The organism is Deinococcus aerolatus (genome assembly GCF_014647055.1).
Classification (GTDB): Bacteria; Deinococcota; Deinococci; order Deinococcales; family Deinococcaceae; genus Deinococcus; species Deinococcus aerolatus.
Genome location: NZ_BMOL01000002.1, coordinates 173,156 through 195,792, shown reverse-complemented (window position 1 = coordinate 195,792; position 22,637 = coordinate 173,156). Strand labels below are relative to the sequence as shown.

Below are 22,637 nucleotides of genomic sequence, written 5' to 3'. Positions count from 1 at the left end.
ATTAGGCGAAGCTATGTGAAAGTATTCACGATAAACTTGTTCGTGAATTTTGTGTCCTCTTTACTTACCGTTGGAGAGACACGTTAACGACAGTTCCACCATCAAAAGGATGGACGTTCACCACCCGGCCCACATCCACCAGAAAGACGTTCCAGCCCTTCTGAAGTGCAGCCTGGTAGCCCTTGTTGGCCGTCACCGTCACGTCCGCGCCGACCCAGGGAAGAAACAGACTCGCCTTCCCGACCATCGGCATCACCTCGCGCAGGGCCTCATTCTCGTCGCGGCGGGCATTGCCATTGTGATCGCGGTACACGAAAAACTTCAATTCGCCCGCCTGCACGGCCGCACTGACCTGCACCGGATCGATCACACCCGGCCAGGACACGTTTTGCGGGGTCAGCACGGCCTGGGCGCGGGCAGGCGGCACGGCTGTGGGAAGGTCCAGCCGGAACCTGCCGCCGTCAATGGCGGTGCTGACCAGTTCCTGCACCGGTTGGCCAAACGGCGTGACGGCAAACCCAGCGATACGGGTTTCCGGCGCGACGTTGCCCTGCACCACGCCCGTGACGGTCAGGGCCGAGGCCGTGGCCACGGACAGGCCCAGCGCCAGGGGAAGCAGGAAACGGCGTTTCATGCCTGCAGTGTATGCCCGGAGGCTGACCCGGACGTGACGCCCGATCACGCACCGACAAGCCCCTCGCAAAACACACAAAGAAAAGAGACTGCCGATCAACAGGCAGTCTCTTCTTAAGGGGTGGGGCTGGAGTCTTGGTCTGGGGTTATTTGTTCAGCGCCGCCTTCACCAGATCGATGATCTCGGGCATGGTGTCGGCCACCGGCACATTCGCGTCCTTGAAGGCCGCCAGCTTGCTCTCGGGGGTGCCGACGTTGCCCATGATGATGGCTCCGGCGTGGCCCATGCGCTTGCCAGCCGGGGCGCTGCGTCCGCTGATAAAGGCCACGACGGGCTTTTTCATGTTGTTCTTGATGTACTCGGCGGCCGCTTCCTCGTCCGCACCGCCGATTTCACCGATAACCACGATGGCGTCGGTGCCGTCGTCGGCCTCGAACATGGGCAGCACGTCCGCAAAGGTGGTGCCGATCACCGGGTCACCGCCGATGCCCACGGTGGTAGAAGTGCCCATACCGGCGTCGTTCAACAGCTTGGCGGCCTCGTAGGTCAGGGTGCCGCTGCGGCTGATCAGGCCGATGCGGCCGGGCTTGGTGTAGATCTTGTTGGGCATGATGCCCACCTTGGCTTCCCCGTTGGTGACCAGACCGGGGCAGTTGCCGCCGATCAGGCGCACGCCCTCGCCGCCGGCCTCGCGGCTCTGGGCGTCGAGCAGCTTGACTTCCTGTACGGCCTTCATCATATCGACCGTGGGCACGCCCTCGGTGATCAGGATGACCAGCGGGATGCCCGCGTGCGCGGCTTCCAGGACGGCGTCGGCAGCCCCGGCGGGCGGCACGAAGATGATCGACACGTTCGCGCCGGTCGCCTTTTTGGCCTCGGCCACCGAGTTGTAGATCGGCCAGCCCTCGAAATCCATGCCGCCCTTGCCGGGGGTCACGCCCGCGACGACCTGGGTGCCGAATTCCTTCATGGCGCGGCTGTGGCTCGCGCCCTCGCGTCCGGTCATGCCCTGAACGATGACCTTGCTGTCTTTGTTGACGAGAATGCCCATTTACTTATTCGCCTCCTTGGCGGCCTCGGCGGCGGCGTCGAACATGTTGGGGAACATCTGGATCAGGGGGCTGTTGACCTCGGCCAGCAGCGCCTTGGCTTCCTCCTCGGCGGTGCCGGCAATGCGCATGCGCACCGGCTTGGTCAGAATGCCGTCCTTGAGCGCCTGAATCACGCCCTTGGCCACTTCATCGGCGCGGGTGATGCCGCCGAAGATGTTGATGAAGATCGCCTTGACGTCGGTGTCCTTGCTGACCAGCTTGACCGCGTTGTACACGATCTCGGCCTTGGCGCCGCCGCCGATGTCCAGGAAGTTGGCGGGTTTGGCCCCGGCGCGGTTGACCACGTCCAGCGAGGTCATCACAATGCCCGCGCCGTTGCCCAGCACGCCCACGTTGCCGTCGTCAAGCTTGACGTAGGCGAAGCCGTACTTGCTGGCCTCAATCTCCAGAGGGTGCTCGGCTTCCAGCTCGCGCCAGTCGGCCAGGTCCTTGTGGCGGTACATGGCGTTGTCGTCGATCTCGAACTTGGTGTCCAGGGCCAGGGGCGTGCCACTGGCGTCGACGAACAGCGGGTTGATCTCGACCAGCACGGCGTCACGCTCCAGCGCGGCCTGGCTGAGCTTGACCATCATGTCGGCAATCTTGTTCAGGTTGCCCTTGAAGCCGGCCTGGATGGCGACGGCACGCGCCTCGTAGGGACGCAGACCGGTCACCGGATCGACACGGTAGTGCACGATCTTCTCGGGGGTTTCGGCCGCAACTTCCTCGATGTCCACGCCGCCCTCGGCCGAGGCCATCAGGGTAAAGCTCTGGACATTGCGGTCCACGATCATGCCGATGTAGTACTCGACGCCCGCGTCAATGTCCACGGCTTTGGTCACGAGGACCTTGTTGACGGTCAGGCCCTTGATGTCCATGCCCAGGATCTTCTCGCCGTTCTCGAAGGCCTTGTCAGGGGTGGGGCTGAATTTCACGCCGCCGGCCTTGCCACGTCCGCCGACATGCACCTGCGCCTTGACCACCACGGCGTCGCCGTAATCGCGCGCGATCTGACGCACCTCGTCGGGGGTCGTGGCGACCCGGCCTTCTTGCACGTTGACGCCGAACTGGCGCAGAATTTCCTTGCCCTGATATTCGTGAAGCTTCACGGTGTCCCTCCTTGGGGATGGGGCCTGGGGTGGCCCGCTGTTGCGAATCTCGTGTTGTCCCGATAGAGGAGTATAAGCGTCCCGTCCGATTGAAAGGCGACGCGCGGGCAAAATCTTAACGGCAGGTTGTCTCCTGAACGGGGACAGGGTGGGAGCGGCGGCACCGACAGCCGGCCCGCAAGGTGTTAGCGTCTTGCTTTATGAGCCAACTGCAACAGTTGAGAGACGCGATGAATGACGCGGGCGTGCACGCCCTGTGGGTCAGCGGACCGGCCAACGTGCGCGCGCTGACCGGATTCTCCTCCCCGGAGGACGGCCGGGTGCTGGTCACACCGGACGCCGCCACGCTGTATACCGACGCGCGCTATACCGTGCAGGCGCGTGAGGAATCGAGGGTGCCGCAGTTCATCGCCCGGCCCCCGGAAACGTTTCAGCACGCGGCGGACGCCCTGAAGGGCCAGCGCGTGGGCTTCGAGGCCGAGCACCTGACGGTGGCGGGCCTGGACGACCTGAAACAGCACTGGCCGGAAGCGGAACTGGTGCCGCTGCGCGGCATGATCCAGGGGCTGCGGCAGCTCAAGATGCCCGAGGAAATCAGGGCCATCCGGGCAGCCCAGGCTCTGGCAGATCAGGTGTTCAACGAGGTGCGCCCCATGATCGTTGCCGGGGCGCGCGAACTGGACATTGCGCTGGAGATCGAGACGCGGCTGCGGAAGGCGGGAGCGGAAAGTGCTTTCGGCGTGATCGTGGCCAGCGGGCCGCGCGGCGCCATGCCGCACGGCCACGCCTCGGCGCGGGTGATCGAGGACGGCGAGCTGGTGACCGTGGACATGGGCGCCCGCCTGAACGGCTACAACAGCGACATGACCCGCACGGTGGCGGTGGGGCAGCCCTCTGACGAGATGCGGCGCGTATACAACGCCGTGCTGGAGGCCGAGGAGGCCGCTGTCCGGGCCGTGAAGCCAGGGGTGCGGGCGGCGGACCTGGACAAGGTGGCGCGCGACATCCTGACCGGGCACGGCCTGGGCGAGGCCTTTGCGCACTCGCTGGGCCATGGCGTCGGGCTGGAGGTCCACGAGGGGCCGGGGCTGCGCGGAACCAGCGAGGATGTGCTGGCGGCGGGCATGGTCATCACCATCGAACCAGGCGCGTACCTGCCGGATGTGGGCGGCGTGCGTATTGAGGACCTGCTCTTGGTTACCGAGGACGGGTACGAGGTGCTGAGCCACGCCCCGAAGGAGCCGGTTTGAAACGCCCCGCCCTGGCGCTGGCCCTGCTGCTCTCCCCTCTCGGCTTGGCGGGACAGGGCACGGCCCACGCCGCTGGCCAGGTGTTTCAGAGCGGCTCGGCGGTGTACTACGGGGGCCGTGCCGCGCGTCAGACGGTCATGACCGCCGCGCACCGCAGCCTGCCCTTCGGCACCTGGGTCCGCGTCACGCACAGCGGCACGGGCCGCAGCGTCGACGTGATGGTCAACGACCGGGGGCCGTTCGGGAACTCGCGGCGGGTAATCGACCTGTCCCGCGCCGCCGCCGCCTCGCTGGGCATCCTGGGCCAGGGCGTGGCGCCGGTCACCCTGAGCGTCCTGTCCAGACCCTGACGGCACACCCCCCGCGTCTTGCACCCAGGTTCAAGGTTTTCCACAGGCGGCAGGTGTTAGAATCGTTCGGGTTTCAACCACGCCATGATTTGAGTAGAGTTGAGCTTTACCCCCTGAGGAGGATGGTTTTAATGACGATGGAAACGGCACTGCTGACCCTGGACACGCTGGCGAAGTACCTGAAGGAAAAGGAAGTCCAGCTGGACATGGAAGAGAACAACGGCCAGCGCTTTATTCGCATGGGCTGGCGTTTCGAGATGGGCGACGCCGCCGTGCTGGTAAGCGTCAACGACGGCCCCAACAACACCTCGCGCCTGGAAGTCACCTGCGTGACCCAGAAGACCTACACCGACCGCCGCGACGAGGTGGTCAATATGCTCAACGACCGCAACCGCGAGCGCGCCTTTGCCCGCAGCATTGACGCCGACGGCAACGTCTGGCTGGAGTACGTGGGCTTCTACCCCACCCTGGCCGAGATGCCCCAGGAAACCTTTGACACCCTGTTTGGCGGCGTGCTGATGCACTTCCAAGACGACTACGCCACGCTGGAAGGCTTTGTGCCCGGTCCCCAGTTGCAGCAGCCCCAGGCCTGAGCTTCCGAGCTTGATGAGCAGGCGGGCCTGGACCCGCCTCTCTTCAGTGTTGCCTAGTGAAAGTGTTCACAACAAGTCCAGATCGTGAATTTTTTGTTCGCAAGCTATTTCTTTTCGGCTGCCTATCCGCTCCCTGAAGTTTGCGCCGGTTCCGGCCCGCACCTCATCCAGGGTGGCGCCGGGCATCAGCTCGGTCAGGCTCAGTTCCCCGTCCACAAACTCGAAAACGGCCTTGTCGGTGATGATCATGTCCACCGCCCCCCGTGAGGTCAGCGGCAACGTGCAGTTCTCGACGATCTTGGGCGTGCCGTCCGGGTCCGTATGGGTCATGGTCACGATCAGCCGCCGGGCTCCGCTGGCCAGGTCCATCGCGCCGCCCACGCCCAGCAGCGGCTTGCCCGGCACCGCCCAGTTCGCCAGATTGCCCGCCGCATCCACCTGCAACCCGCCCATGACCGCCACGTCCACATGCCCGCCCCGGATCATGCCGAAGCTGTGGGCGCTGTCGAAGTAACTCGCGCCCGGCAGGGCCGTGACTGGAATCTTGCCGGCATTCACCGGGTAGCTCATCGCGCCGCCGCCCTCCGGCGCGGGGCCGACGCCCAGCATGCCGTTCTCGGTGTGCAGGTTGACGTTCATCTCCGGCGTGATCAGGTCCGCCACCAAGGTAGGAATGCCGATGCCCAGGTTCACCACGTCGCCGGGCCTCAGCTCCTGAAGCGCGCGGCGGGCCATATGCATTCTGACCTCATCCACCCGCTTTGCGCCGCCCTTTACGTCCGCGCTGCTGCCCAGGTCCGCCAGGGTCAGGGTGGCCTGCACCAGATAGTCCACGTACAAGCCGGGGGTGTGGACATGTTCGGGGGCGATCTCACCCACCGCCACGATTTCCTCAGCCTCCACGATCACCAGGTCCGCCGCTGTGGCCATCGCCGGGTTGAAATTCTGCTCGGTCAGCCGGTACTGCAGATTGCCCGCCGTGTCGGCCCGCCACGCGCGGATCAGGGCCACGTCGCCGCGCAGGGCAGGAACAAAGACCATCTCCTTGCCGTTCAGCACCCGGACATCCGCGTCCCCGGCAATCACCGTTCCGGCAGCCGTGGGCGTGTAAAAGCCGCCGATGCCCGCACCCCCGGCCCGCAGCGCTTCCGCCAGCGTGCCCTGCGGGATCAGGTGCACCTCCAGCGAGCCGTCCTGGGCCGCCGCCACCGCCTCGCGGTTGGAGGTGAAGAACGAGCCGATGGCCTTTTTCAGTTGCCCGTTTCGCAGCAGGCGGCCCCCGCTCAGGCCCGCCTCGCCGACGTTGTTGGCCACGAAGGTCAGGTCACGGGTGTCCGTCTCGGCCAGGGCGTGAACGAGATGCACCGGGTTGCCGGTCATCCCGAAGCCGCCCACCAGCAGCATGTCACCGGACTTGACCAGCGCGGCGGCCTCGTCGGCAGAGATGACCGGAACAGTCTTCACCCCTCCGCCCGTTCAATGATCGCCGCCTCGCCCTGCCCCACGCCCACGCACAGGGTGGCCAGCCCGTAGCGCCCGCCGCTGCGGCGCAACTCGTGGGTCAGCGCCACGATCAGCCGCGCGCCCGACATGCCCAGTGGGTGGCCCAGCGCAATTGCGCCGCCGTTGACGTTGACCTTTTCCAGGTCCAGGCCCAGTTCGCGGATCACGGCGAGGCCCTGGGCGGCAAACGCCTCATTCAGCTCGATCCGGTCGAGGTCACTGGTGTTCAGACCGGTCCGCTCCAGCAGCTTACGCGTGGCTGGGATTGGTCCCAGGCCCATCATGCGCGGTTCCACGCCCGCCGCCGCGCCGCCCACCCAGCGGGCCAGCGGTGTGATGCCCAGTTCCCGCGCCTTGCCCGCACTCATCAGCACCAGCGCCGCCGCGCCGTCGTTGAGGCCCGAGGCGTTGCCTGCCGTGACGCTGCCGCCCTTGCGGAAGGCGGGTTTGAGGCCCGCGAGTTTCTCCGCAGAGGTATCCAGCGTGAAGGTCTCCCCGTCGCGCGTGTAGCGCGGGTGCTCATCGGTGTCGAAGACGGTAACGCCCTTACGGCCCTTGACCTCGACAGGCACAATCTCGTCTTTAAAGCGTCCAGCATTCAGCGCGGCCACTGCCCGGCGCTGCGACTCCAGCGCGAAGGCGTCCTGATCGGCTCGGGTGATCTCGCCGCCCGCGTAGGCACCGTCGCGGCTGCGGTCCACGATATTTTCGGCGGTCTCGCCCATCGCCTCCAAGGGGAACAGTTCGGCCATCGCGGGATTGGGGAAGCGCCAGCCCAGCGTGGTGTCGTAGGCCGTGACGTTGCCGTTCTGGAACGCCCCGGCCCCCTTGGGCATCACCAGCGGGGCGCGGGTCATGCTCTCCACGCCGCCGGCCACGTACACGTCGCCGTCCCCGTTGCGGATGGCGCGGGCCGCCGTGTTGATGGCCGAGAGGCCCGAGGCGCACAGGCGGTTGACCGTCAGGCCCGCCACCGTGTCGGGCAGTCCGGCCAGCAGCGCGGCCATGCGCGCCACGTTGCGGTTGTCCTCGCCGGCCTGGTTCGCGCAACCGAGTATCACTTCCTCAATCAGTTCGGGGTTCACGCCGCTGCGTGCGACGGCCGCCTTGATGATGTGGGCGGCCAGATCATCGGGCCGGACGGTGGACAACGCGCCGCGAATGGCTCCGATAGGGGTGCGGACGGCGCTGACGATCACCACGTCGCGGTCGTGGGATGGGGTGGCATGGGTCATAGGGTTCTCCTTGTCGGGACTGTCGGGAAGGTATGTTTCACGGCACCCGGCGCGCGGGCATCCGTCTCCGGGCCGAGGACAGGATAGACGGCGGGGGCTGGTGGATGCTCTGCGGCCCGCACCTGCCCCGGCTGCGCCGGTCTGCCGAAGGCTGAATTTCACGTCATACAGAGGCTTTATGCGGCCCCCACCCGCATCCAGCAGCCCTTCCACCACTCACGGGTGGAAGGGCCTGGGTGAACGGCAGAAACCACGCCAGCGCGTCGGGCGCGGTCAGGCCTTTCGCAGCGGCAGATACTGGGGCAGCCACGCCCGGTCCCGGATCACCGCTTCGAGTTGCTCGTCGGTCATGGTGCGGATGCGGCGTTCGGCGCACACACCGTCGGTGATGGCCTGACGCGCCACGTTCACTGCCACCCGGATGCTCAGCTCGCGCAGGGCGCTGATCGGCGGGTACACGCGCTCCCCGTACTGCTCGGTGAACTCGGCCAGCGTTCTGGCCGAGGCCATCACCATGTTGTCGGTGATCTCGCGGGCGCGGGCGGCCACGGCCCCGAAGCCCAGGCCCGGAAAGATAAAGGCGTTGTTGCCCTGGCCCACCGGGTAGGACTGGCCTCCGTATTCCACGTCCGGGAAGGGGCTGCCGGAGGCCATGATCGCGCCGCCCTTTGTCCACTCGATCAGGTCGGCGGGGCGGGCTTCAACGTGGCTGCTGGGGTTGCTCAGGGGAAAGATGATCGGGCGCGGCGTATGTTCCAGCATGGCCTCCACGCTTTCCTGCCGGAACAGCCCCGGCACGCCGGTAAAGCCCAGCAGCGCGGTGGCGCGGGCATTGACAATCACGCCGTGCAGCGTGGGATAGTCACCCGCGTAGGTCCAGTCGGCCAGGTCTTCCTTTCGGCGCACGAAGCTCATCTGCTGCGCTTCCAGGTCATCCTGGCCTTCCATCAGCAGACCGTGACGGTCCACCACATACACGCGGGCATTGGCCTCGGCGTAGCTCAGGCCCTCGGCTTCCAGGCCCTGGCGGATGGCGGTAGCGACGCCAATGCCCGCCGCGCCCGCGCCCACAATCACGAAAACCTGCTGAGACAGGCGCTCGCCCTTGATGCGGGCCGCACTCAACACCCCGGCCAGGGCCATTGCCCCGGTGCCCTGGATGTCGTCGTTAAAGCTGGGGACCACCTTGCGGTAGCGCTCCAGCACCCGGAAGGCCGTGCCGCGCGAGAAATCCTCCCACTGGATGATCGCCTTGGGGTAACGGGCCGAGACCGCCTCCACAAAGGCGTCCAGGAACTCGTCGTACTCTGCCCCGGTCAGGCGTTTGTGGTGCACCCCCAGGTACAGCGGGTCGTCGATCAGGTCCTGTCGGTTGGTGCCCACGTCCAGCTCTACCGGCAGGGTCTTGTCGGGGCCGACGCCGCCCGCCGCCGTGTACAGCGAGAGCTTGCCGATGGAGATGGCCATGCCGCCAAAGCCCTGGTCCCCGATGCCCAGAATCGCGCTGCTGTCGGTCGCCACGATCATCCGTACGTCGTTGACCGACACGTTTTCCAGCATGTCCTCCACGCGGTCAATGTCCTGGGTGCTGACGGTGAAGCCGCGCGGGTAGCGGTAGTTGCTGGAGAAGAACTTGACCGCGTCACCCACCGTGGGGGTGTAGATGATCGGCAGCATCTCTTCCAGGTGGTCTTCCAGAACGGCGAAGAACAGCACCTCGTTGCGGTCTTGCAGGGCGCGCAGGTACTCATGCTTTTCCAGATCGTTGCTGCAGCGCTGGTAGCGCAGGTAGGTGCGCTCCTTCTGCTCTTCAAAGCTGCTGATGTGCGGCGGGATCAGCCCCTCCAGGCCCAGATCGCGCCGCTCGTCGGACGTGAAGGCGGTGGTCTTGTTCAGCAGCGGGTTCTGGAGCAACGCTAGGCCGCTGACCTGCACGTCGATAAACCGGTTGCCCTGTTCATCGCGCTTGACATCGTAGTACCGGGACACGGGAGGGGACTTGGACATACTTTCCCAGCATAGCGGGCCGGGACACACTCACGCCCGGCTTAGTTAGAAGTCAAAGTGGTTTATCGCCCCAGCCGGAGTGTGAAGGAAGCGGGCCGCGTGGCACCGGAGTGCGCCTATGAGTTGTCGCGCGTGTGGGCGGCCCAGCGTGCCCGCAGCGTCTCGAAATTGGCATCGATGCGCGTCTGCGGCAGCACGAACTGGGTGGTACTGCCGTGCCCGATCTCGTCGCCCAGCTCGGTTACGGCCCGCATACCGGCGTGAACGCGGCGTCCCTCCTGCGCGGTCAGGGTGGCGGTGACGGTCACGGTCATGCCGGGCAGCGCCGGGCCGGTGTGGATCACCTCCACCTGCGACCCGATTCCACCCTCGCCGTCTTCCAGAAACGGCAGGATGATCTTGCGGCCCGCCTCCTCAAAGTGTTTGGCCATCCAGTAGGTGGCGTAGACCGGATGAACTGCCCCGAGTTCTCCGAAGTCGACGGTCATCTCGTCAGTGACGGTCACGGTCAGGGTCTGGGTGAAGTCGGCAGGAATGGGACGCATACCTTCAGATTAGGTCAACCGGGGCAGCCGTGGCCCGCCCGGTAGACTGCCCTGCATGAGGTTCACGTCCGCCGACCTGCTCACCCTGTTGCGCGACTCCGCACTGGCCTTCAGCCAGGACAAGGCGCCGCGGCTGGCCGCCGCCATCGCGTACTACGCCATCTTCGCCATTGCGCCGCTGCTGTTCTTCGTGCTGGCCGTGGCCAGCGGCCTGCTGGCCAACGTCGACGTGCAGGAGCGCCTGTTCGAGTTTCTGGCCGAGAACCTCAACCAGAGCGCCGTGGAATTCGTCAAGGGCATCGTGCCCGACGGCAGCCGCCTGCAGCAGTCCACCCTGCTGGCCAGCATCGCGGGCTTCGTGACGCTGTTCATGGGCTCCACCGGCCTGTTCGTGCAGCTCCAGGACGCTCTGAATACCCTGTGGGGGGCAGAACCGGCCACCGGCAACGGCATCCTGAACGTGATCAAATCGCGGCTGGTGTCGTTCGGACTGGTGCTGCTGATCGGCGTGATCATTATCGCCTTTCTGATCGGCAACACATACCTGGCGGCCTTCGCGGAGCAACTGGGCGAGATGATAGGGCTGGGCACGTTCTTCGTGCGGGTGGCCACCTTCGTGGTCAGCGCGGGCATTCTGACGGTGGTGTTCGCCGCGCTGTACAAGGTGCTGCCCAACGTCAGGCTGGAGTGGCGCGAGGTCTGGATCGGCTCGGCCATCACCTCGGTGCTGTTCACCGTGGGCCAGCTGGGCATCGGGCTGTATCTGGGCCAGTTCGCGCCGGGCAGCGCCTTCGGGGCCGCCGGCTCGCTGGTGCTGCTGCTGCTGTGGATCTACTTTTCCAGCATGGTCTTCTTCTTTGGCGCCGAGGTCACCTGGGTCTACTCGCAGAAGTTCGGTTCCGGCGCGGGCGGCGCCGGTAGCGTGGACAAGAAGGCGGCCCTGGCCGGCAAGGGCGCGCACATCAGCCCCGCCCCCACCGCGCAGGAGCTGGCCGCGAGCCGCAGGGAAAAGGAGCGGGGACCGGCGCTGCCGGGCAGGCTGGGCGAGATCCTGGACACGGCCAACGCAAAACTGCCCCGGGTGCTGCCGCACGCCCCCACCCGCGCCGAGGGGCGGCTGCTGCCCACCGTGCGCGGCACGCTGTGGAATGCCGTGCGCGCCGTCCTGGCCGTGCCGGCCGTGATCGTGCTGCGGCTGCTGGGCTGGACCGGGGGCAAGGGCCGGAAGTAACAGCGGGACGCAGGGCCGCCGCAAGGGGGAAGGGCTGGTGCGACCAGCCGAGTTACAGGCGGACCGGATAAGGCAGCGTGCCCTCGTAGATGGCCCGGCCCACGATGGCCCCCTCGATGCCTTCCTCGGCCAGCAGGCGCACGTCGTCCACGTTGGCAACGCCGCCGCCCACGATCAGGGTGTTCAGCCACAGCCGGCGCACCGCCTGCATCAGGGCGCGGTCCAGGCCCTTTAATGTGCCGTCGCGGGTCACGTCAGTGAAGATCAGGGTTTCCAGGCCCGCGTCGGCCAGCCGGGGCGTCAGCTCAGCCACCTGCACGCCGCTGCCCTGTAACCAGCCATGGGTGGCGACTTCCAGCCCGCGGGCGTCCAGGCTGACCACCACCCGCTCGGGGCCGTGCGCGGCGATCAGCTCGGCCACCAGTTCCGGCTGCGCCACGGCGGCGGTGCCGATCACCACGCGGTCCACCCCGCTTTTCAGCAGCGCCTCGGCCCCGGCGCGGTCGCGGATGCCGCCGCCCACCTCGACCGGCGCACCCAGTTCGGACACGATCTGAGCGATCACTGCGCGGTTCTCGCCGCGCCCGGTGGCGGCGTCCAGGTCCACCAGATGCACCAGGCCTGCCCCCAGCCTGACCCAGTGCCGGGCGGCTTCCAGCGGCGACTCGAAGTACACGGTTTCACGGTCCGGATCACCCTCGTACAGGCGCACCGCACGGCCGGACTGGATGTCCACGCAGGGAATGAGCAGCGGAGGGATGGTGGCAGGGCGAGCAGTCATACCCGGCAGCATAGCGAGGAGCGACTGGGCAGCGCTCAAATCGTCTCACGGGGAGGTGGAGCAAGCGGGAAATCAGGGGGCGGCAGCGGCGCGGCCCACATGACGTGTCCGGCCTCCGGCAGCCTGCCAACCCATTCAGGCCCCGCACCATGCTCTAGACTGCCGCCCAGCGTGAGAATTGGAATCATCACCGCAACCTACCTGCCCTCCCGCAACGGCGTGGCCACCAGCACGGCGCTGTACGCGCGGGGTCTGCGGGAGCGCGGCCACGAGGTCCGCGTCTTTGCCCCGCGCCATCCTGTCATGCCTGCGCGGGAGCACGGCGTGTACCGGCTGAACAGCTCGTTCATGGGAGCGCGGGCGCTGGGCGCACCGGCGGATTATCCGGTGATGCTGGCCCCCGGTCCGCTGCTGACCTCGCGCCTGCCGCTGCGCGATCTGGATGTGCTGCACACCATGCACCCGTTTCTGGCCGGGGGACTGGCGCTCAAGTGGTCCCGGCTGTCGGGCGCGCCGGTGGTGTTCACGGCGCACACCCAGTACGACGAGTACCTGCACTACACCCCCATGTCCCCCAGGCTGGGCCGCGCCATGCTCCGCCCGCACGTCAGCGCCTTTGCCCGCCGGGTAGACGCCGTGCTGGCCCCGGGCCGGGCGATGGTCCAGATGCTGCACGAGTACGGGTACGGGGGCCATGTCGAGCTGTCTCCCAATCCGGTGGATCTGGCCGCCTTCCGGACCGCCGATGGACGCGCGTTCCGGGCCGAGCACCACGTGCCGCCGGACGCGCCGCTGGTGATGTACCTGGGCCGCCTCGCGCCAGAGAAGAATCTGGATGTAATGATCCGGGCCTTTGATCAGGCGCGGGCCAGCCGCCCGGAACTGCGGTTGCTGGTGGTGGGCGACGGCCCCAGCCGCGTGGCGGCGGCCCGCAACGCCCCCGAAGGCGTGAGGTTCACCGGGCCGGTGCCTTACAGCCGCGTGCCGCAGGCGCTGGCCGCCGCCGACACGTTCCTGACCGCCAGCACCAGCGAGGTGCTGCCCATGAGCATGATCGAGGCCCTGGCGGCGGGCGCCCCGCTGGTGGCAGCCCGCAGTCCTGCCGCGCTGGACCTGATCGAGGAGGGCGTGAGCGGCACGGTGCGCGAGGCGACGCCGCAGGCGCTGGCCGACGGCCTGCTGTTCGCCCTGCACCCGGACCGGCTGAGCGCGTTGCAGGCAGGCGCGCGGGCCAGCGCCGCCCGGTACGACCTGCCCGTGCGGGCGCAGGCGCTGGAGGCGGTCTACAGCGGCGTGCTGGCCCGGCGCCGTCGTCCGCCGGGCTGAGAACGGCCCTCGCCCCGTGTCCCGTCCGGCACCCTGGACCCGCCGCACCGACAACCCAGCGCCGCCTCTGCCATAATTCCGCGCATGGCAAGTCTTTCCAGCATTCATGACCTCAAGAACCACATCGGCCAGAGCGTCACCGTTCACGCGTGGCTGACCGACAAGAGCGGCAAGGGCAAGCTGCAGTTCCTGAAACTGCGCGACGGCAGCGGCTTCGTGCAGGCCACCGTCTTCAAGGGCGACGTGGAGGAAAGCGTGTTCGAGGTGGCCAAACGGCTGACCCAGGAACAGGCCGTGACCGTGACCGGCGAGGTCCGCGCCGACGAACGCGCCCCCGGCGGTGTGGAGCTGAGCGTGCGCGAGGTCACGCCGATTTCCGAGAACCACGCCGAGTACGCCATCACGCCCAAGGAACACGGCATCGAGTTCCTGATGGACCACCGCCACCTGTGGCTGCGCCACCGCCGCCCCTGGGCCGTGATGCGGGTGCGCGACTGCGTGCAGCGCTCAATCATGGATTTCTTTCACGGCGAGGGCTTTATTCGCTTCGACGCGCCGTTCTTCACACCCAACGCCGCCGAGGGCACCACCGAGCTGTTCGAAATTGACCTGTTCGGCGAGGACAAGGCCTACCTGTCGCAGACCGGACAGCTTCACGCCGAGGCGGGCGCGTTTGCTTTTGGCAAGGTCTACACCTCCGGTCCCACCTTCCGCGCGGAAAAGAGCAAGACCCGCCGCCACCTGCTGGAATTCTGGATGATCGAGCCGGAGGTGGCCCCCAGCAACCACAAGGACAACCTGGACCTGCAGGAGCGGATGCTGAGCTTCATCGTGCGCCGCGCGCTGAACGAGTGCGCCCCGGAACTGGAGGTGCTGGGCCGCGACACCGCCAGGCTGGCCGGGGCTGCAGAGGGCAACTACCCGCGCATCACCTACACCGAGGCGCTGGAGATCGTGCGGCAGCATATCGAGGCCGGGGACCTGCCGCCCAACGTACAGGACGACGTGCAGCCGGTGGAATGGGGCGACGATCTGGGCGCGCCGCACGAGACGATTCTGGGCCACCACTTTGACCGCCCGGTGATCATCGAGAAGTACCCGGCGGCCATCAAGGCGTTCTACATGCAGCCGGACCCCGAAGACCCCCGCGTGGCCCTGTGCGACGACGTGATCGCCCCCGAAGGCTACGGCGAGATCATCGGCGGCAGCGAGCGCATCCACGACTACGCCCTGCTGAAGTCGCGCATCGAGGAACAGGGGCTGCCGCTGGACGCCTTCGACTGGTATCTGGACCTGCGGCGGGTGGGCAGCGTGCCGCACGCGGGATACGGCATGGGCCTCGAGCGCGTGATCGCCTGGATCTGCGGCCTGGACCACATCCGCGAGGCGATTCCCTTCCCGCGCATGCTGACGCGGATGCGGCCCTGAATACCAGAGGCTCATCGGGGTGCTGAAGGCACTTCCCCCGATGAGCCTCCCAGCTCATCCGTTCAGTAGCTTCACCGCGCCCTCTAACACCCGGACCCGGATTGCCGTCACCTGACCGTGCAAATCGCCGTCCAGATGCAGGGGCGTGGGTGCGGCCCAGCGCACCGTGACCTCACGGCCCTGCGCGGCGTGAACCTGGGGCTGCCCCAGGTGACTGCCGCGCAACACGCGCAACATCAACCGCAGCAGTTGCAGCCGGTTCATCGGACCGCCCGCCACCACGTCCAGCAGGCCGTCGCGCGGGCTGGACTGCGGGCTAATCTGAAAGCCACCGCCGTAGCGGGTGCCGTTCATCACGGCAACGATGGGGCTGGGGCCGCTGTAGAACGGCTGTCCGTCCAGCGTGATCTGCACGTCCGAGAGGTGCAGTTCGCGGATGGTGGCGACGGCGGCCCAGGCATATCGCGCGAAGCCCTGAAAGCGGGCCGGCGCGTGGGCCATGTTGGCCGTCACGGCGGCGTCGAAGCCCAGGCCCAGGCCGTTCAGCAACACATGGGTGCGGCCCGCGCCGTCGCCCTCCAGAATGCGGACCTCCAGCGCATCCACATCGCGCGGCTGGAAGTTCAGGCGGTCCAGGGCCTCGGCAAACTGCCCAGTCTTCAGGCCCAGCATGCCCGCGAAGTCGTTGCCGGTGCCCAGCGGCACCACCGCCAGCGGGCGGCCCGGCCGTTTCGGGACCGAGACCAGCGCGGGCAGCAGCGCCCCCACCGTGCCGTCCCCGCCCACCGCCAGCACGCCAATGCGGGGGGGCAGGGCCTGGATGCGGGCCAGGGCGTCCTCACCGCTGCCCTCCAGAATCAGCTCGAAAGGCTGGCCGCGCCGCTTCAGCTCGGCTTCCAGGCGCGGCCACTCGCGCGTGGCCAGCCCCCCGCCCGCATGGGGATTGAGGACGACGGCCAGCGGGGGAACCGAGGATTCAGGGGCGCTCACGTGGAACACAGCATACGCGGCGCAGCGGAAATCTCAGCCCCAGGCGTCAGGTCCAGTCATCCGGACGCTCGCCCAGGCCGAAGTGCCACGCGATGGCCCGCGCAATGCGGCCAGCCGCCTGACCATCGCCGTAGGGGTTGCGGGCCTCACGCATCTGCCGCAGGGTGTCGGGGCTGTCCAGCAGGCCATTGAGCACGGCCTGAAGCTGTGCGGAATCATTGCCCGCCAGCTTCAGCACGCCGGCTTCCAGCCCCTCGGGGCGCTCGGTGACGTTGCGCAGGACGGCCACCGGCACGCCCAGCGCCGCACCTTCTTCCTGCAAACCGCCGCTGTCGGTGGCCAGCAGCACCGAGGCCGCCATCAGCGGGGCCATGTCGCTGTAGTGCAGCGGGGCGGTCAGCTCGAAGTTGGGCAGGCCTTCCAGCACCGGACGCACCGCTTCCTGCACGGCGGGCGACAGGTGAACCGGGTAGATGAAGTGGTGGTCCGGGTGCGCCTGGGCCACATGGGCCAGCGCCTGCGCCATCTCGCGCATGGTGGGCTGGTTCTCGCGTCGGTGCATGGTCACCGTCACCAGCGGCTGTCCAGCGTCCACGCGGGCCTGCCAGTCTGGGCGTAGCGGCACCCGCCCGGCCACCTCGCGCACGGCGTCCACAGCCGTCTGCCCGGTCACGAAGATGCCAGCCTCCGCCTTGCCCTCGCGCAGCAGATTGGCCCGGCTGCCGGAGGTGGGCGAGAAATCCAGGGCGCTCAGCACGCCGGTCAGGCGACGGTTGGCCTCTTCCGGAAAGGGTTCGCGCATGTCACCGCTGCGCAGGCCCGCCTCGACGTGGCCCACCGGAATGCCCTCGTAAAAGGCGGACAGGGCCACGCAGAAGGACGTGGAGGTGTCGCCGTGGACCAGCACCAGGTCCGCGCCCATCTCGCGCAGCACGCGCCCCGCCTGCGGGACGATGCGGGCGGTCAGGTCCGCGAGGGTCTGGCGCTCGGTCATCACGTTCAGGTCACGGTCTGGGGTCAGGCCGAAGACGCTCAGGGCGCCGTCGAGCATCTCGCGCTGCTGCCCGGTGGACAGGATCAGCGGGCGCAGGCCCGGCTGGGCGGCCACCGCCGCGTACACCGGGGCCATCTTGGTGGCCTCCGGGCGGGTGCCGAAGGCGAGAACGATGCGTTTGTCAGTCATGGGAGGTCCTCAGGAGAAGCGTCAGGGCGGGAATCAGGAACAGCAGCACACACCACGCCGGCGGCTGGCGTGGTCATCAGGTCAGCTTACAGGACGTCGAGAACGTTCAGCCGGTGGCCTGCCGGTCACCCTGCCGAGGCGGGTGGTGAAGCCGCGCTCGTACGTGACGTCCAGCCCAGGCCACAGCCGGCGAACAGCACCAGTCACCCCGGTCAGACACCCCGCCGCTTCGTCCCCTTCATGGGCGCGTGGGTCCAGGGGTCATCCGGCCAGGGGTGCCGGGGGTAGCGGCCCCGCAGGTCCTTGCGAACCTCGAAGTAAGAGGAGTTCCAGAAGCTGCGCAGCTCCTGCGTGACCTGCACCGGCCGCCCGGCGGGCGACAGCAGGTGCAGCAGCACGGGCGTGCGGCCCCCGTTGACCGTGGGCGTCTGCTCAAGTCCGAACAGTTCCTGCAACTTGACCGCCAGGATCGGCGGCGAACCGTCGGCGCGGTACTCCAGCCGGATGCGGCTGCCGGTGGGCACACTCAGGTGCGTGGGTGCAAGGGCCTCGAGTTGCTGCGGCAGCGGCCAGGGCAGCAGCGCCTGAAGCGCAGGCAGCAGGTTCAGTCGCCCCAGATCGTCGCGAGTGCGGGCCATGCCGAGCGAGGGGCCGAGCCAGTCTTCCAGCGTGTCCAGCAGCGCCGCATCAGAGAGATCCGGCCAGTCGCCCTCCGGGTGCCAGTGGCGCAGGGACTGCACGCGGGCACGCAACGCCTCGGCCTCTCGGGAGAAGGTCAGCAGGTGCAGGCCCTCGGCGCGGATGGCCCCAGCCAGCGCCGCCACCCGCAAGGCCGCGGGCAGATCTTTCAGCGGGCGGGTTTCGAGGATCAGTGCCCCCACGCGGCGCTCGCGCTGGGCCAGTAGCGTGCCGGTCCGGGCGTCCCAGCGTACCGCCTCGGCCCACTGTGCGCGGGCGTCCAGGGTGGAGAGCCCCAGCGGCGCGGCCAGATAGATGCGGCCCTCGGCGTTGCTGGGGTTCAGGGCGCGGGCGTCCAGGTGGGCCACCGCCAGCGCCGGCGCCCCGGCCAGGGCGTCCCCCTCCGGCAGCGCCACGCCCTGACCGCCCGCCAGCAGGAAGCGGCCCCGCACGCCGCCGGGCAGCACCTCACGCGCCAGCGCCAGCCGTTCGGGGTAGGCCAGGGCAATCAGCTCGCCCAGGTCATAGGGGTCCGGTGGGGCGTGGTCCGGCTTCACGTTCAGCAGACCGCGCCACTGCTTCGCCAGCCGCTCAATGCGTTCCAGCACGGCCACATCCCCCCTGCCGGCGCCTCCGGTCCGCCAGCACCGCAGCGCCTCCACTCGCTCGGTCAGGTCCGCCCCGGAGCCGGGGGGCAGGGGATCGCGTTCCTCCAGCAGCGCCGCCAGATCGGCGGCCAGCGGCCCCAGTCCGGCCCGTGCCCCGCCCGTCAGCAGATGGGCCAGGCGCGGGTGGGTGGGAAACTCCAGCAGGCGCTGGCCCTCAGGGGTGACGCGCCCTGCGTCGTCCAGGGCACTCAGACCGCGCAGCAGGGTCCGGGCCGTCTCCACACGCGGGGCAGGCGGCGCGTCCAGCCACGCCAGGGCGGCAGGGTCCGGCGCACCCCAGGCAGCCAACTCCAGCACCAGCGGCGCAAGGTCCGTCTCCAGCACTTCCGGGGGCCGGGCAGGTGGCAGCAGCGGCTGGGTGCGCTCGGACCACAGACGGTAGGCCACGCCCGGCGCGGTGCGGCCCGCCCGCCCGGCCCGCTGGGCGGCGCTGTCGCGGGTCACGCGGCCCGTGACCATGCGGCTTAATCCGGTGGCCGGGTCAAACGCCTGGGTGCGGCTCTGCCCGCCGTCCACCACCACCCGCACCCCGTCAATGGTCAGCGAGGTTTCCGCGATGCTGGTCGCCAGCACGACCTTGCGCCGGCCCTCCGGATCGGGCAGGAGGGCACGCCGCTGGTCTTTCACGCTCAGGTCACCGTACAGCGGCAGCACCAGCGCGTCCATGTCGGCCAGTTGCGCGGCGGCCCCCCGGATCTCGCGCACGCCGGGGAGAAAGGCCAGAATGTCGCCCTCGTCCTCGGCCAGGGCCTGCCGGACCTTGCGGGCCACCGCGTTCTCCACCCGGCCCACCGGGTCTGTGGGCAGATAGCACACCTCCACCGGGTAGGCGCGGCCCGCGCTTTCCACCAGCGGCGCACCCAGACGGGCGGGAAGGTCTGGGTTCAGGGTGGCGCTCATCACCAGCACCCGCAGGTCATCGCGCAGGGCGCCCTGCACCTCGCGCAGCAGGGCCAGGGCCAGATCGGCATTCAGGCTGCGTTCGTGGAACTCATCCAGTATGACCAGCCCTACCCCGGCCAGTTCCGGGTCCCGTTGCAGGCGGCGGGTCAGGATGCCCTCGGTGACCACCTCCAGGCGGGTCTGTCTGGATACGCGCGACTCGAAGCGCACGCGGTAGCCCACGGTCTGCCCCACCGTCTCGTTCAGGCCCTCGGCCAGCCGGGACGCCACCGCCCGCGCCGCCACCCGACGGGGCTGAAGCATGATCACCGCCTGCCCGGCCAGCCAGTCCTCGTGCAGCAGTTCAAGCGGCAGCGCCGTGCTTTTGCCCGCGCCGGGTGGGGCCTGCACCACCACCAGCGGGTGCGCCGCCAGGGCTGCGCGCACTGCCGGGATGACCTCGGCGATGGGCAGGACGAAAGGTGGGGCCGACATAGGGGAATGGTAGCGGAGACGGGCAGGCATCTGTTGCGCCGCCCGGTAACCCGCAGCCTGGATGAGAGGTGGCAGGCCAGGGAAGTCCTCAGCCCGGGTCCAGAAAGGCGTGTTCTTCTAGGGGACCCGCACCGCGGCCCCTTTTCGGGGGCACTGCACGGGTATACTGACGCGCCCTGACAGTTCCCCTGCGGGCCGCCCGCATGGAGACCCTGCCCTGATGACCCCAGACCCGCCCACCAGCCCGAACCCCACCCCACCCGCACCCCTGTACTCGCCCGCACGGGTACGCGACCTGCTGGCGCAGCACGGCCTGCGCCCCACCAAGAGCCTGGGACAGAATTTCCTGATCGACGGCAACATCCTGCGTGCCATTGCCGAGGCAGGGCTGACGGGCGGCCCGGCCGAGGGCACCCCGGTGCTGGAGGTCGGCCCCGGCCTGGGCGTGCTGACCCGCGAGATCGCCCTGCGCGGCGCGCGCGTTACCGCGCTGGAAAAGGACGAGAAGCTGCGACCGGTGCTGGCCGAGACGCTGGCCGACGTGGACGTTCAGGTGGTCTGGGGCGACGCGCTGGATTTCGATTACGCCTCGCTGCCGCAGGGCACGCGGGTGGTGGCCAACCTGCCGTACTACATCACCGGGGTGCTGCTGTCGCGGTTCATGCACGCGCCCGCCATCGTCTCGGCCACCGTGCTGGTGCAGAAGGAGGTTGGGCAGCGGCTGGCCTCCAGGCCGGGAGACGACAACTACGGCTTTCTGAGTGCGCTGGCCGCGCTGTACGGCACGGTCCGGCATGTCCGGGACGTGCCCAAGGGGGCGTTCTTTCCAGCCCCCGACGTGACCAGCAGCGTGATCCGGCTGGACTTTGACCGCTCCCGGCCACCGCCCCCCGCCGCCCTGCTGAAGTTTGTGGAGGCGGCCCTGCACCACCGCCGCAAGACGCTGCGCAACAACCTGCGGATGATCGGGCAGGACGCGGCGGCCATCGACGCGGCGCTGGAGGCCCTCGGCCTGCGTCCGGACGTGCGGGCCGAGGACGTGCCGCTGGGCGCCCTGCGCGATTTGGCCGAACGGCTGGGCGTGCTAGGGTAACGCTTACGAATTTGTGTCTGCTCTCCACTGGCCTGACCCTCCCGATCACGGGGCTGTCCGCCCCGGCTGTGCCGGCTTTTCAGTGACGTTGCCCGCGCGACATCACCTTCCCAAAACGGGGTCCGCCCCGGAGGTTTTCCCTTGAAGTTCTACGTAATCGGCGACGTGACCGTTGACCACCTGTATCACCTGAACAAACTGCCCCGGCCCGGCGAGGAAGTGACTCCCCTGCGCGCCAGCATGAAGCCCGGCGGCGCGGGCGGCACCATTGCCGTGACGCTGGCCCGGCTGGGCCACACCGTCACGCTGGCCGCCTGTGTCGGCGACGATCCCTTTGCCGACTACGCTCTGAGCCGCGTGCGCGAGAGCGGCGTCAGTGAGGCCGCCATCCAGCGCAGCGCCAGCCACCTGACCAGCACCATCACGCTGATGCAGACCGCCGACGGCCAGCGGACCATGATCAGCGACGGCGCGGCCAACCGGCAGCTGGACCCGGCCAAACTGAAGAAGAAGGACGTGGAGGTGTGCGACGCCCTGATCGTCAACGCCTACAGCCTGATCGAGGGGCCGCAGCGCGAATTCACCCTGCAGGCCGTCGAGTACGCCCGCAACGCCAAGAAAGACGTGCCGGTCTTTATCGATCTGGGCACCGGCGCCGTCAACAAGGTGGGCACCGGCCTGCGCGACGAGGCGCTGCGCTCGAACTACCTGACGCTCAACCAGCACGAACTTCAGGCGCTGACCGGAACCCGTTCGATCAGCGCGGCGCTGAAGCAACTGGGCGAGGCCGGGGCGCAGCGGGTGGTGGTCAAGGTGGGCAAGATGGGCAGCATCATCTGGACCCCCACCGAGACTGAGCTGGTCGACGCCGTGCCGCCGCAAGGCGCCGCGGTGGTGGATTCCACCGGTGCGGGCGATACCTTTACCGCCACTTTTGCCCACGCGATCCTGTCGGGGGCCAGCATGGCTGAGAGTGCGCGCGCCGCCAACGCCGCTGGAGCGCTGGCCGCCACCGGCTTCGGCGCGCAGGAACACCCGATCACCGCCGCCGATCTGGCCGTCGCGGTCCCGAAAAGCACCAGGAAGTAGGTTTCAGCACCGCAGGCATAGAAACAGGGAGTCACCGGGCGAATGTCGTCCCGGTGACTCCCTGTTTTTCCCCAGCCCTGGGTCAGGCCCGCAGCGCCGGGGGGTCCGGCAGGATGCGCTTGACATACGGCTTCCAGCGGCCCGAGGGCTGATTGCGCGGAATCGGCTGCCCGGCGTCGTTGACGTACACCATGCGGAAGCGCCAGCGCCTGACTTCCAGCTCTCCGGCCTCGCGGTAGTGCAGTTCCACGTCCAGGTTGGTGGCGGCGGGGTCCGTGTCGCGGGCGGCCAGCAGGTTGAAGTCGGTCAGTTTCTGGGGGCCGTACAGCTCACGGGTGGCCTTGACCGTTTGCTTCTTTGGCGGCGTGCCCTGCGCGGGCAGCAGCCGCGACATGCTGGAGTAATCCCGTTTCTGCCAGCAGGACAGGAATTCGGTCAGTGCCTGTTGTGGAGTCGGGGTGTTCATCGGTCCATTG

Annotated in this window: 20 protein-coding genes; 8 read left to right on the top strand and 12 right to left on the bottom strand. The window is 68.3% G+C overall.

Translation table 11 applies throughout. The features are described 5' to 3' along the window. Positions 1-64: 64 nt before the first annotated feature. From IEY31_RS03815 to sucC, 3 genes are all read right to left on the bottom strand, one after another. Positions 65-634, bottom strand: a complete 570-nt coding sequence (locus tag IEY31_RS03815) for a hypothetical protein (protein ID WP_188969187.1) — start codon at positions 632-634, stop codon at positions 65-67. A gap of 145 nt (positions 635-779) precedes the next feature. Further along, entirely contained in the window at positions 780-1,685 is a 906-nt protein-coding gene (gene sucD, locus IEY31_RS03810; protein WP_188969185.1) for a succinate--CoA ligase subunit alpha, read from the bottom strand. Continuing rightward, positions 1,686-2,834: an ADP-forming succinate--CoA ligase subunit beta gene (sucC, locus tag IEY31_RS03805; protein ID WP_188969183.1), complete on the bottom strand. Its 1,149-nt coding sequence runs from the start codon at positions 2,832-2,834 to the stop codon at positions 1,686-1,688. It lies immediately after the preceding gene. A 200-nt stretch (positions 2,835-3,034) separates the two neighbouring features. On the opposite strand from sucC, the gene IEY31_RS03800 reads away from it, so the two are divergent. The 3 genes from IEY31_RS03800 (at position 3,035) to IEY31_RS03790 (ending at position 5,027) form a co-directional block, all read left to right on the top strand. Continuing rightward, entirely contained in the window at positions 3,035-4,084 is a 1,050-nt protein-coding gene (locus IEY31_RS03800) for a M24 family metallopeptidase (protein ID WP_188969181.1), read from the top strand. Next, positions 4,081-4,434 (top strand): septal ring lytic transglycosylase RlpA family protein, encoded by a 354-nt coding sequence (locus IEY31_RS18895; protein ID WP_188969179.1) that lies wholly within the window; start codon positions 4,081-4,083, stop codon positions 4,432-4,434. Before IEY31_RS03800 ends, IEY31_RS18895 begins: the two co-directional genes overlap by 4 nt. 131 nt (positions 4,435-4,565) lie before the next feature. Beyond that, complete coding sequence (locus IEY31_RS03790; RefSeq protein WP_039683722.1) at positions 4,566-5,027, top strand: YbjN domain-containing protein; 462 nt, start codon at positions 4,566-4,568, stop codon at positions 5,025-5,027. 66 nt (positions 5,028-5,093) lie between these two features. Here IEY31_RS03790 and IEY31_RS03785 read toward each other — a convergent pair whose 3' ends face one another. From IEY31_RS03785 to IEY31_RS03770, 4 genes are all read right to left on the bottom strand, one after another. Next, positions 5,094-6,491, bottom strand: a complete 1,398-nt coding sequence (locus IEY31_RS03785; protein WP_188969177.1) for a 3-oxoacid CoA-transferase — start codon at positions 6,489-6,491, stop codon at positions 5,094-5,096. Further along, entirely contained in the window at positions 6,488-7,765 is a 1,278-nt protein-coding gene (locus tag IEY31_RS03780) for a thiolase family protein (RefSeq protein WP_188969175.1), read from the bottom strand. Before IEY31_RS03780 ends, IEY31_RS03785 begins: the two co-directional genes overlap by 4 nt. A gap of 273 nt (positions 7,766-8,038) precedes the next feature. Next, the gene (locus IEY31_RS03775; protein WP_188969173.1) at positions 8,039-9,772 is read right to left on the bottom strand and encodes an NAD-dependent malic enzyme; all 1,734 of its coding nucleotides are present in this window, start codon (positions 9,770-9,772) and stop codon (positions 8,039-8,041) included. Between the two features lie 116 nt (positions 9,773-9,888). Beyond that, positions 9,889-10,317 carry a thioesterase family protein gene (locus tag IEY31_RS03770; protein WP_188969171.1) on the bottom strand — a complete coding sequence of 143 codons (429 nt, stop codon included), beginning with the start codon at positions 10,315-10,317 and terminating at the stop codon, positions 9,889-9,891. Between the two features lie 55 nt (positions 10,318-10,372). Between IEY31_RS03770 and IEY31_RS03765 the strand changes: the two genes are divergently transcribed. Next, positions 10,373-11,548, top strand: coding sequence for a YihY/virulence factor BrkB family protein (locus tag IEY31_RS03765; RefSeq protein WP_188969169.1), 1,176 nt, complete (start codon positions 10,373-10,375; stop codon positions 11,546-11,548). A gap of 52 nt (positions 11,549-11,600) precedes the next feature. Here IEY31_RS03765 and hisA read toward each other — a convergent pair whose 3' ends face one another. Further along, positions 11,601-12,329 carry a 1-(5-phosphoribosyl)-5-[(5-phosphoribosylamino)methylideneamino]imidazole-4-carboxamide isomerase gene (hisA, locus tag IEY31_RS03760; RefSeq protein WP_229723295.1) on the bottom strand — a complete coding sequence of 243 codons (729 nt, stop codon included), beginning with the start codon at positions 12,327-12,329 and terminating at the stop codon, positions 11,601-11,603. A 171-nt stretch (positions 12,330-12,500) separates the two neighbouring features. On the opposite strand from hisA, the gene IEY31_RS03755 reads away from it, so the two are divergent. Then, the gene (locus IEY31_RS03755) at positions 12,501-13,655 is read left to right on the top strand and encodes a glycosyltransferase (protein WP_188969167.1); all 1,155 of its coding nucleotides are present in this window, start codon (positions 12,501-12,503) and stop codon (positions 13,653-13,655) included. Between the two features lie 84 nt (positions 13,656-13,739). Beyond that, complete coding sequence (gene asnS / locus IEY31_RS03750; protein WP_188969165.1) at positions 13,740-15,083, top strand: asparagine--tRNA ligase; 1,344 nt, start codon at positions 13,740-13,742, stop codon at positions 15,081-15,083. Positions 15,084-15,137: 54 nt separating this feature from the next. Here asnS and IEY31_RS03745 read toward each other — a convergent pair whose 3' ends face one another. The 3 genes from IEY31_RS03745 to hrpB form a co-directional block, all read right to left on the bottom strand. Further along, entirely contained in the window at positions 15,138-16,073 is a 936-nt protein-coding gene (locus IEY31_RS03745; protein WP_188969164.1) for a diacylglycerol/lipid kinase family protein, read from the bottom strand. A 46-nt stretch (positions 16,074-16,119) separates the two neighbouring features. After that, a complete protein-coding gene (gene wecB / locus IEY31_RS03740) occupies positions 16,120-17,256 on the bottom strand; it encodes a non-hydrolyzing UDP-N-acetylglucosamine 2-epimerase (RefSeq protein WP_188969163.1) in 1,137 nt (378 codons plus the stop codon). Between the two features lie 212 nt (positions 17,257-17,468). Continuing rightward, positions 17,469-19,979: an ATP-dependent helicase HrpB gene (hrpB, locus tag IEY31_RS03735; RefSeq protein WP_188969162.1), complete on the bottom strand. Its 2,511-nt coding sequence runs from the start codon at positions 19,977-19,979 to the stop codon at positions 17,469-17,471. 220 nt (positions 19,980-20,199) lie between these two features. On the opposite strand from hrpB, the gene rsmA reads away from it, so the two are divergent. Further along, positions 20,200-21,072, top strand: a complete 873-nt coding sequence (rsmA, locus tag IEY31_RS03730; protein WP_188969161.1) for a 16S rRNA (adenine(1518)-N(6)/adenine(1519)-N(6))-dimethyltransferase RsmA — start codon at positions 20,200-20,202, stop codon at positions 21,070-21,072. 141 nt (positions 21,073-21,213) lie between these two features. Further along, complete coding sequence (locus IEY31_RS03725; protein WP_188969159.1) at positions 21,214-22,161, top strand: carbohydrate kinase family protein; 948 nt, start codon at positions 21,214-21,216, stop codon at positions 22,159-22,161. Positions 22,162-22,243: 82 nt separating this feature from the next. Here the strand turns inward: IEY31_RS03725 and IEY31_RS03720 are convergent, their stop codons facing one another. After that, positions 22,244-22,627 carry a hypothetical protein gene (locus tag IEY31_RS03720; protein ID WP_188969157.1) on the bottom strand — a complete coding sequence of 128 codons (384 nt, stop codon included), beginning with the start codon at positions 22,625-22,627 and terminating at the stop codon, positions 22,244-22,246. Between the last annotated feature and the right edge of the window lie 10 nt (positions 22,628-22,637).

Bases quoted from the DNA above. Each gene is read 5' to 3' on its own strand.
- IEY31_RS03815 (WP_188969187.1), bottom strand. From the start codon at position 634: ATGAAACGCCGTTTCCTGCTTCCCCTGGCGCTGGGCCTGTCCGTGGCC.
- sucD (WP_188969185.1), bottom strand. From the start codon at position 1,685: ATGGGCATTCTCGTCAACAAAGACAGCAAGGTCATCGTTCAGGGCATG.
- IEY31_RS03800 (WP_188969181.1), top strand. From the start codon at position 3,035: ATGAGCCAACTGCAACAGTTGAGAGACGCGATGAATGACGCGGGCGTG.
- IEY31_RS03790 (WP_039683722.1), top strand. From the start codon at position 4,566: ATGACGATGGAAACGGCACTGCTGACCCTGGACACGCTGGCGAAGTAC.
- IEY31_RS03780 (WP_188969175.1), bottom strand. From the start codon at position 7,765: ATGACCCATGCCACCCCATCCCACGACCGCGACGTGGTGATCGTCAGC.
- IEY31_RS03775 (WP_188969173.1), bottom strand. From the start codon at position 9,772: ATGTCCAAGTCCCCTCCCGTGTCCCGGTACTACGATGTCAAGCGCGAT.
- IEY31_RS03770 (WP_188969171.1), bottom strand. From the start codon at position 10,317: ATGCGTCCCATTCCTGCCGACTTCACCCAGACCCTGACCGTGACCGTC.
- IEY31_RS03765 (WP_188969169.1), top strand. From the start codon at position 10,373: ATGAGGTTCACGTCCGCCGACCTGCTCACCCTGTTGCGCGACTCCGCA.
- hisA (WP_229723295.1), bottom strand. From the start codon at position 12,329: ATGACTGCTCGCCCTGCCACCATCCCTCCGCTGCTCATTCCCTGCGTG.
- asnS (WP_188969165.1), top strand. From the start codon at position 13,740: ATGGCAAGTCTTTCCAGCATTCATGACCTCAAGAACCACATCGGCCAG.
- wecB (WP_188969163.1), bottom strand. From the start codon at position 17,256: ATGACTGACAAACGCATCGTTCTCGCCTTCGGCACCCGCCCGGAGGCC.
- hrpB (WP_188969162.1), bottom strand. From the start codon at position 19,979: ATGTCGGCCCCACCTTTCGTCCTGCCCATCGCCGAGGTCATCCCGGCA.
- rsmA (WP_188969161.1), top strand. From the start codon at position 20,200: ATGACCCCAGACCCGCCCACCAGCCCGAACCCCACCCCACCCGCACCC.
- IEY31_RS03720 (WP_188969157.1), bottom strand. From the start codon at position 22,627: ATGAACACCCCGACTCCACAACAGGCACTGACCGAATTCCTGTCCTGC.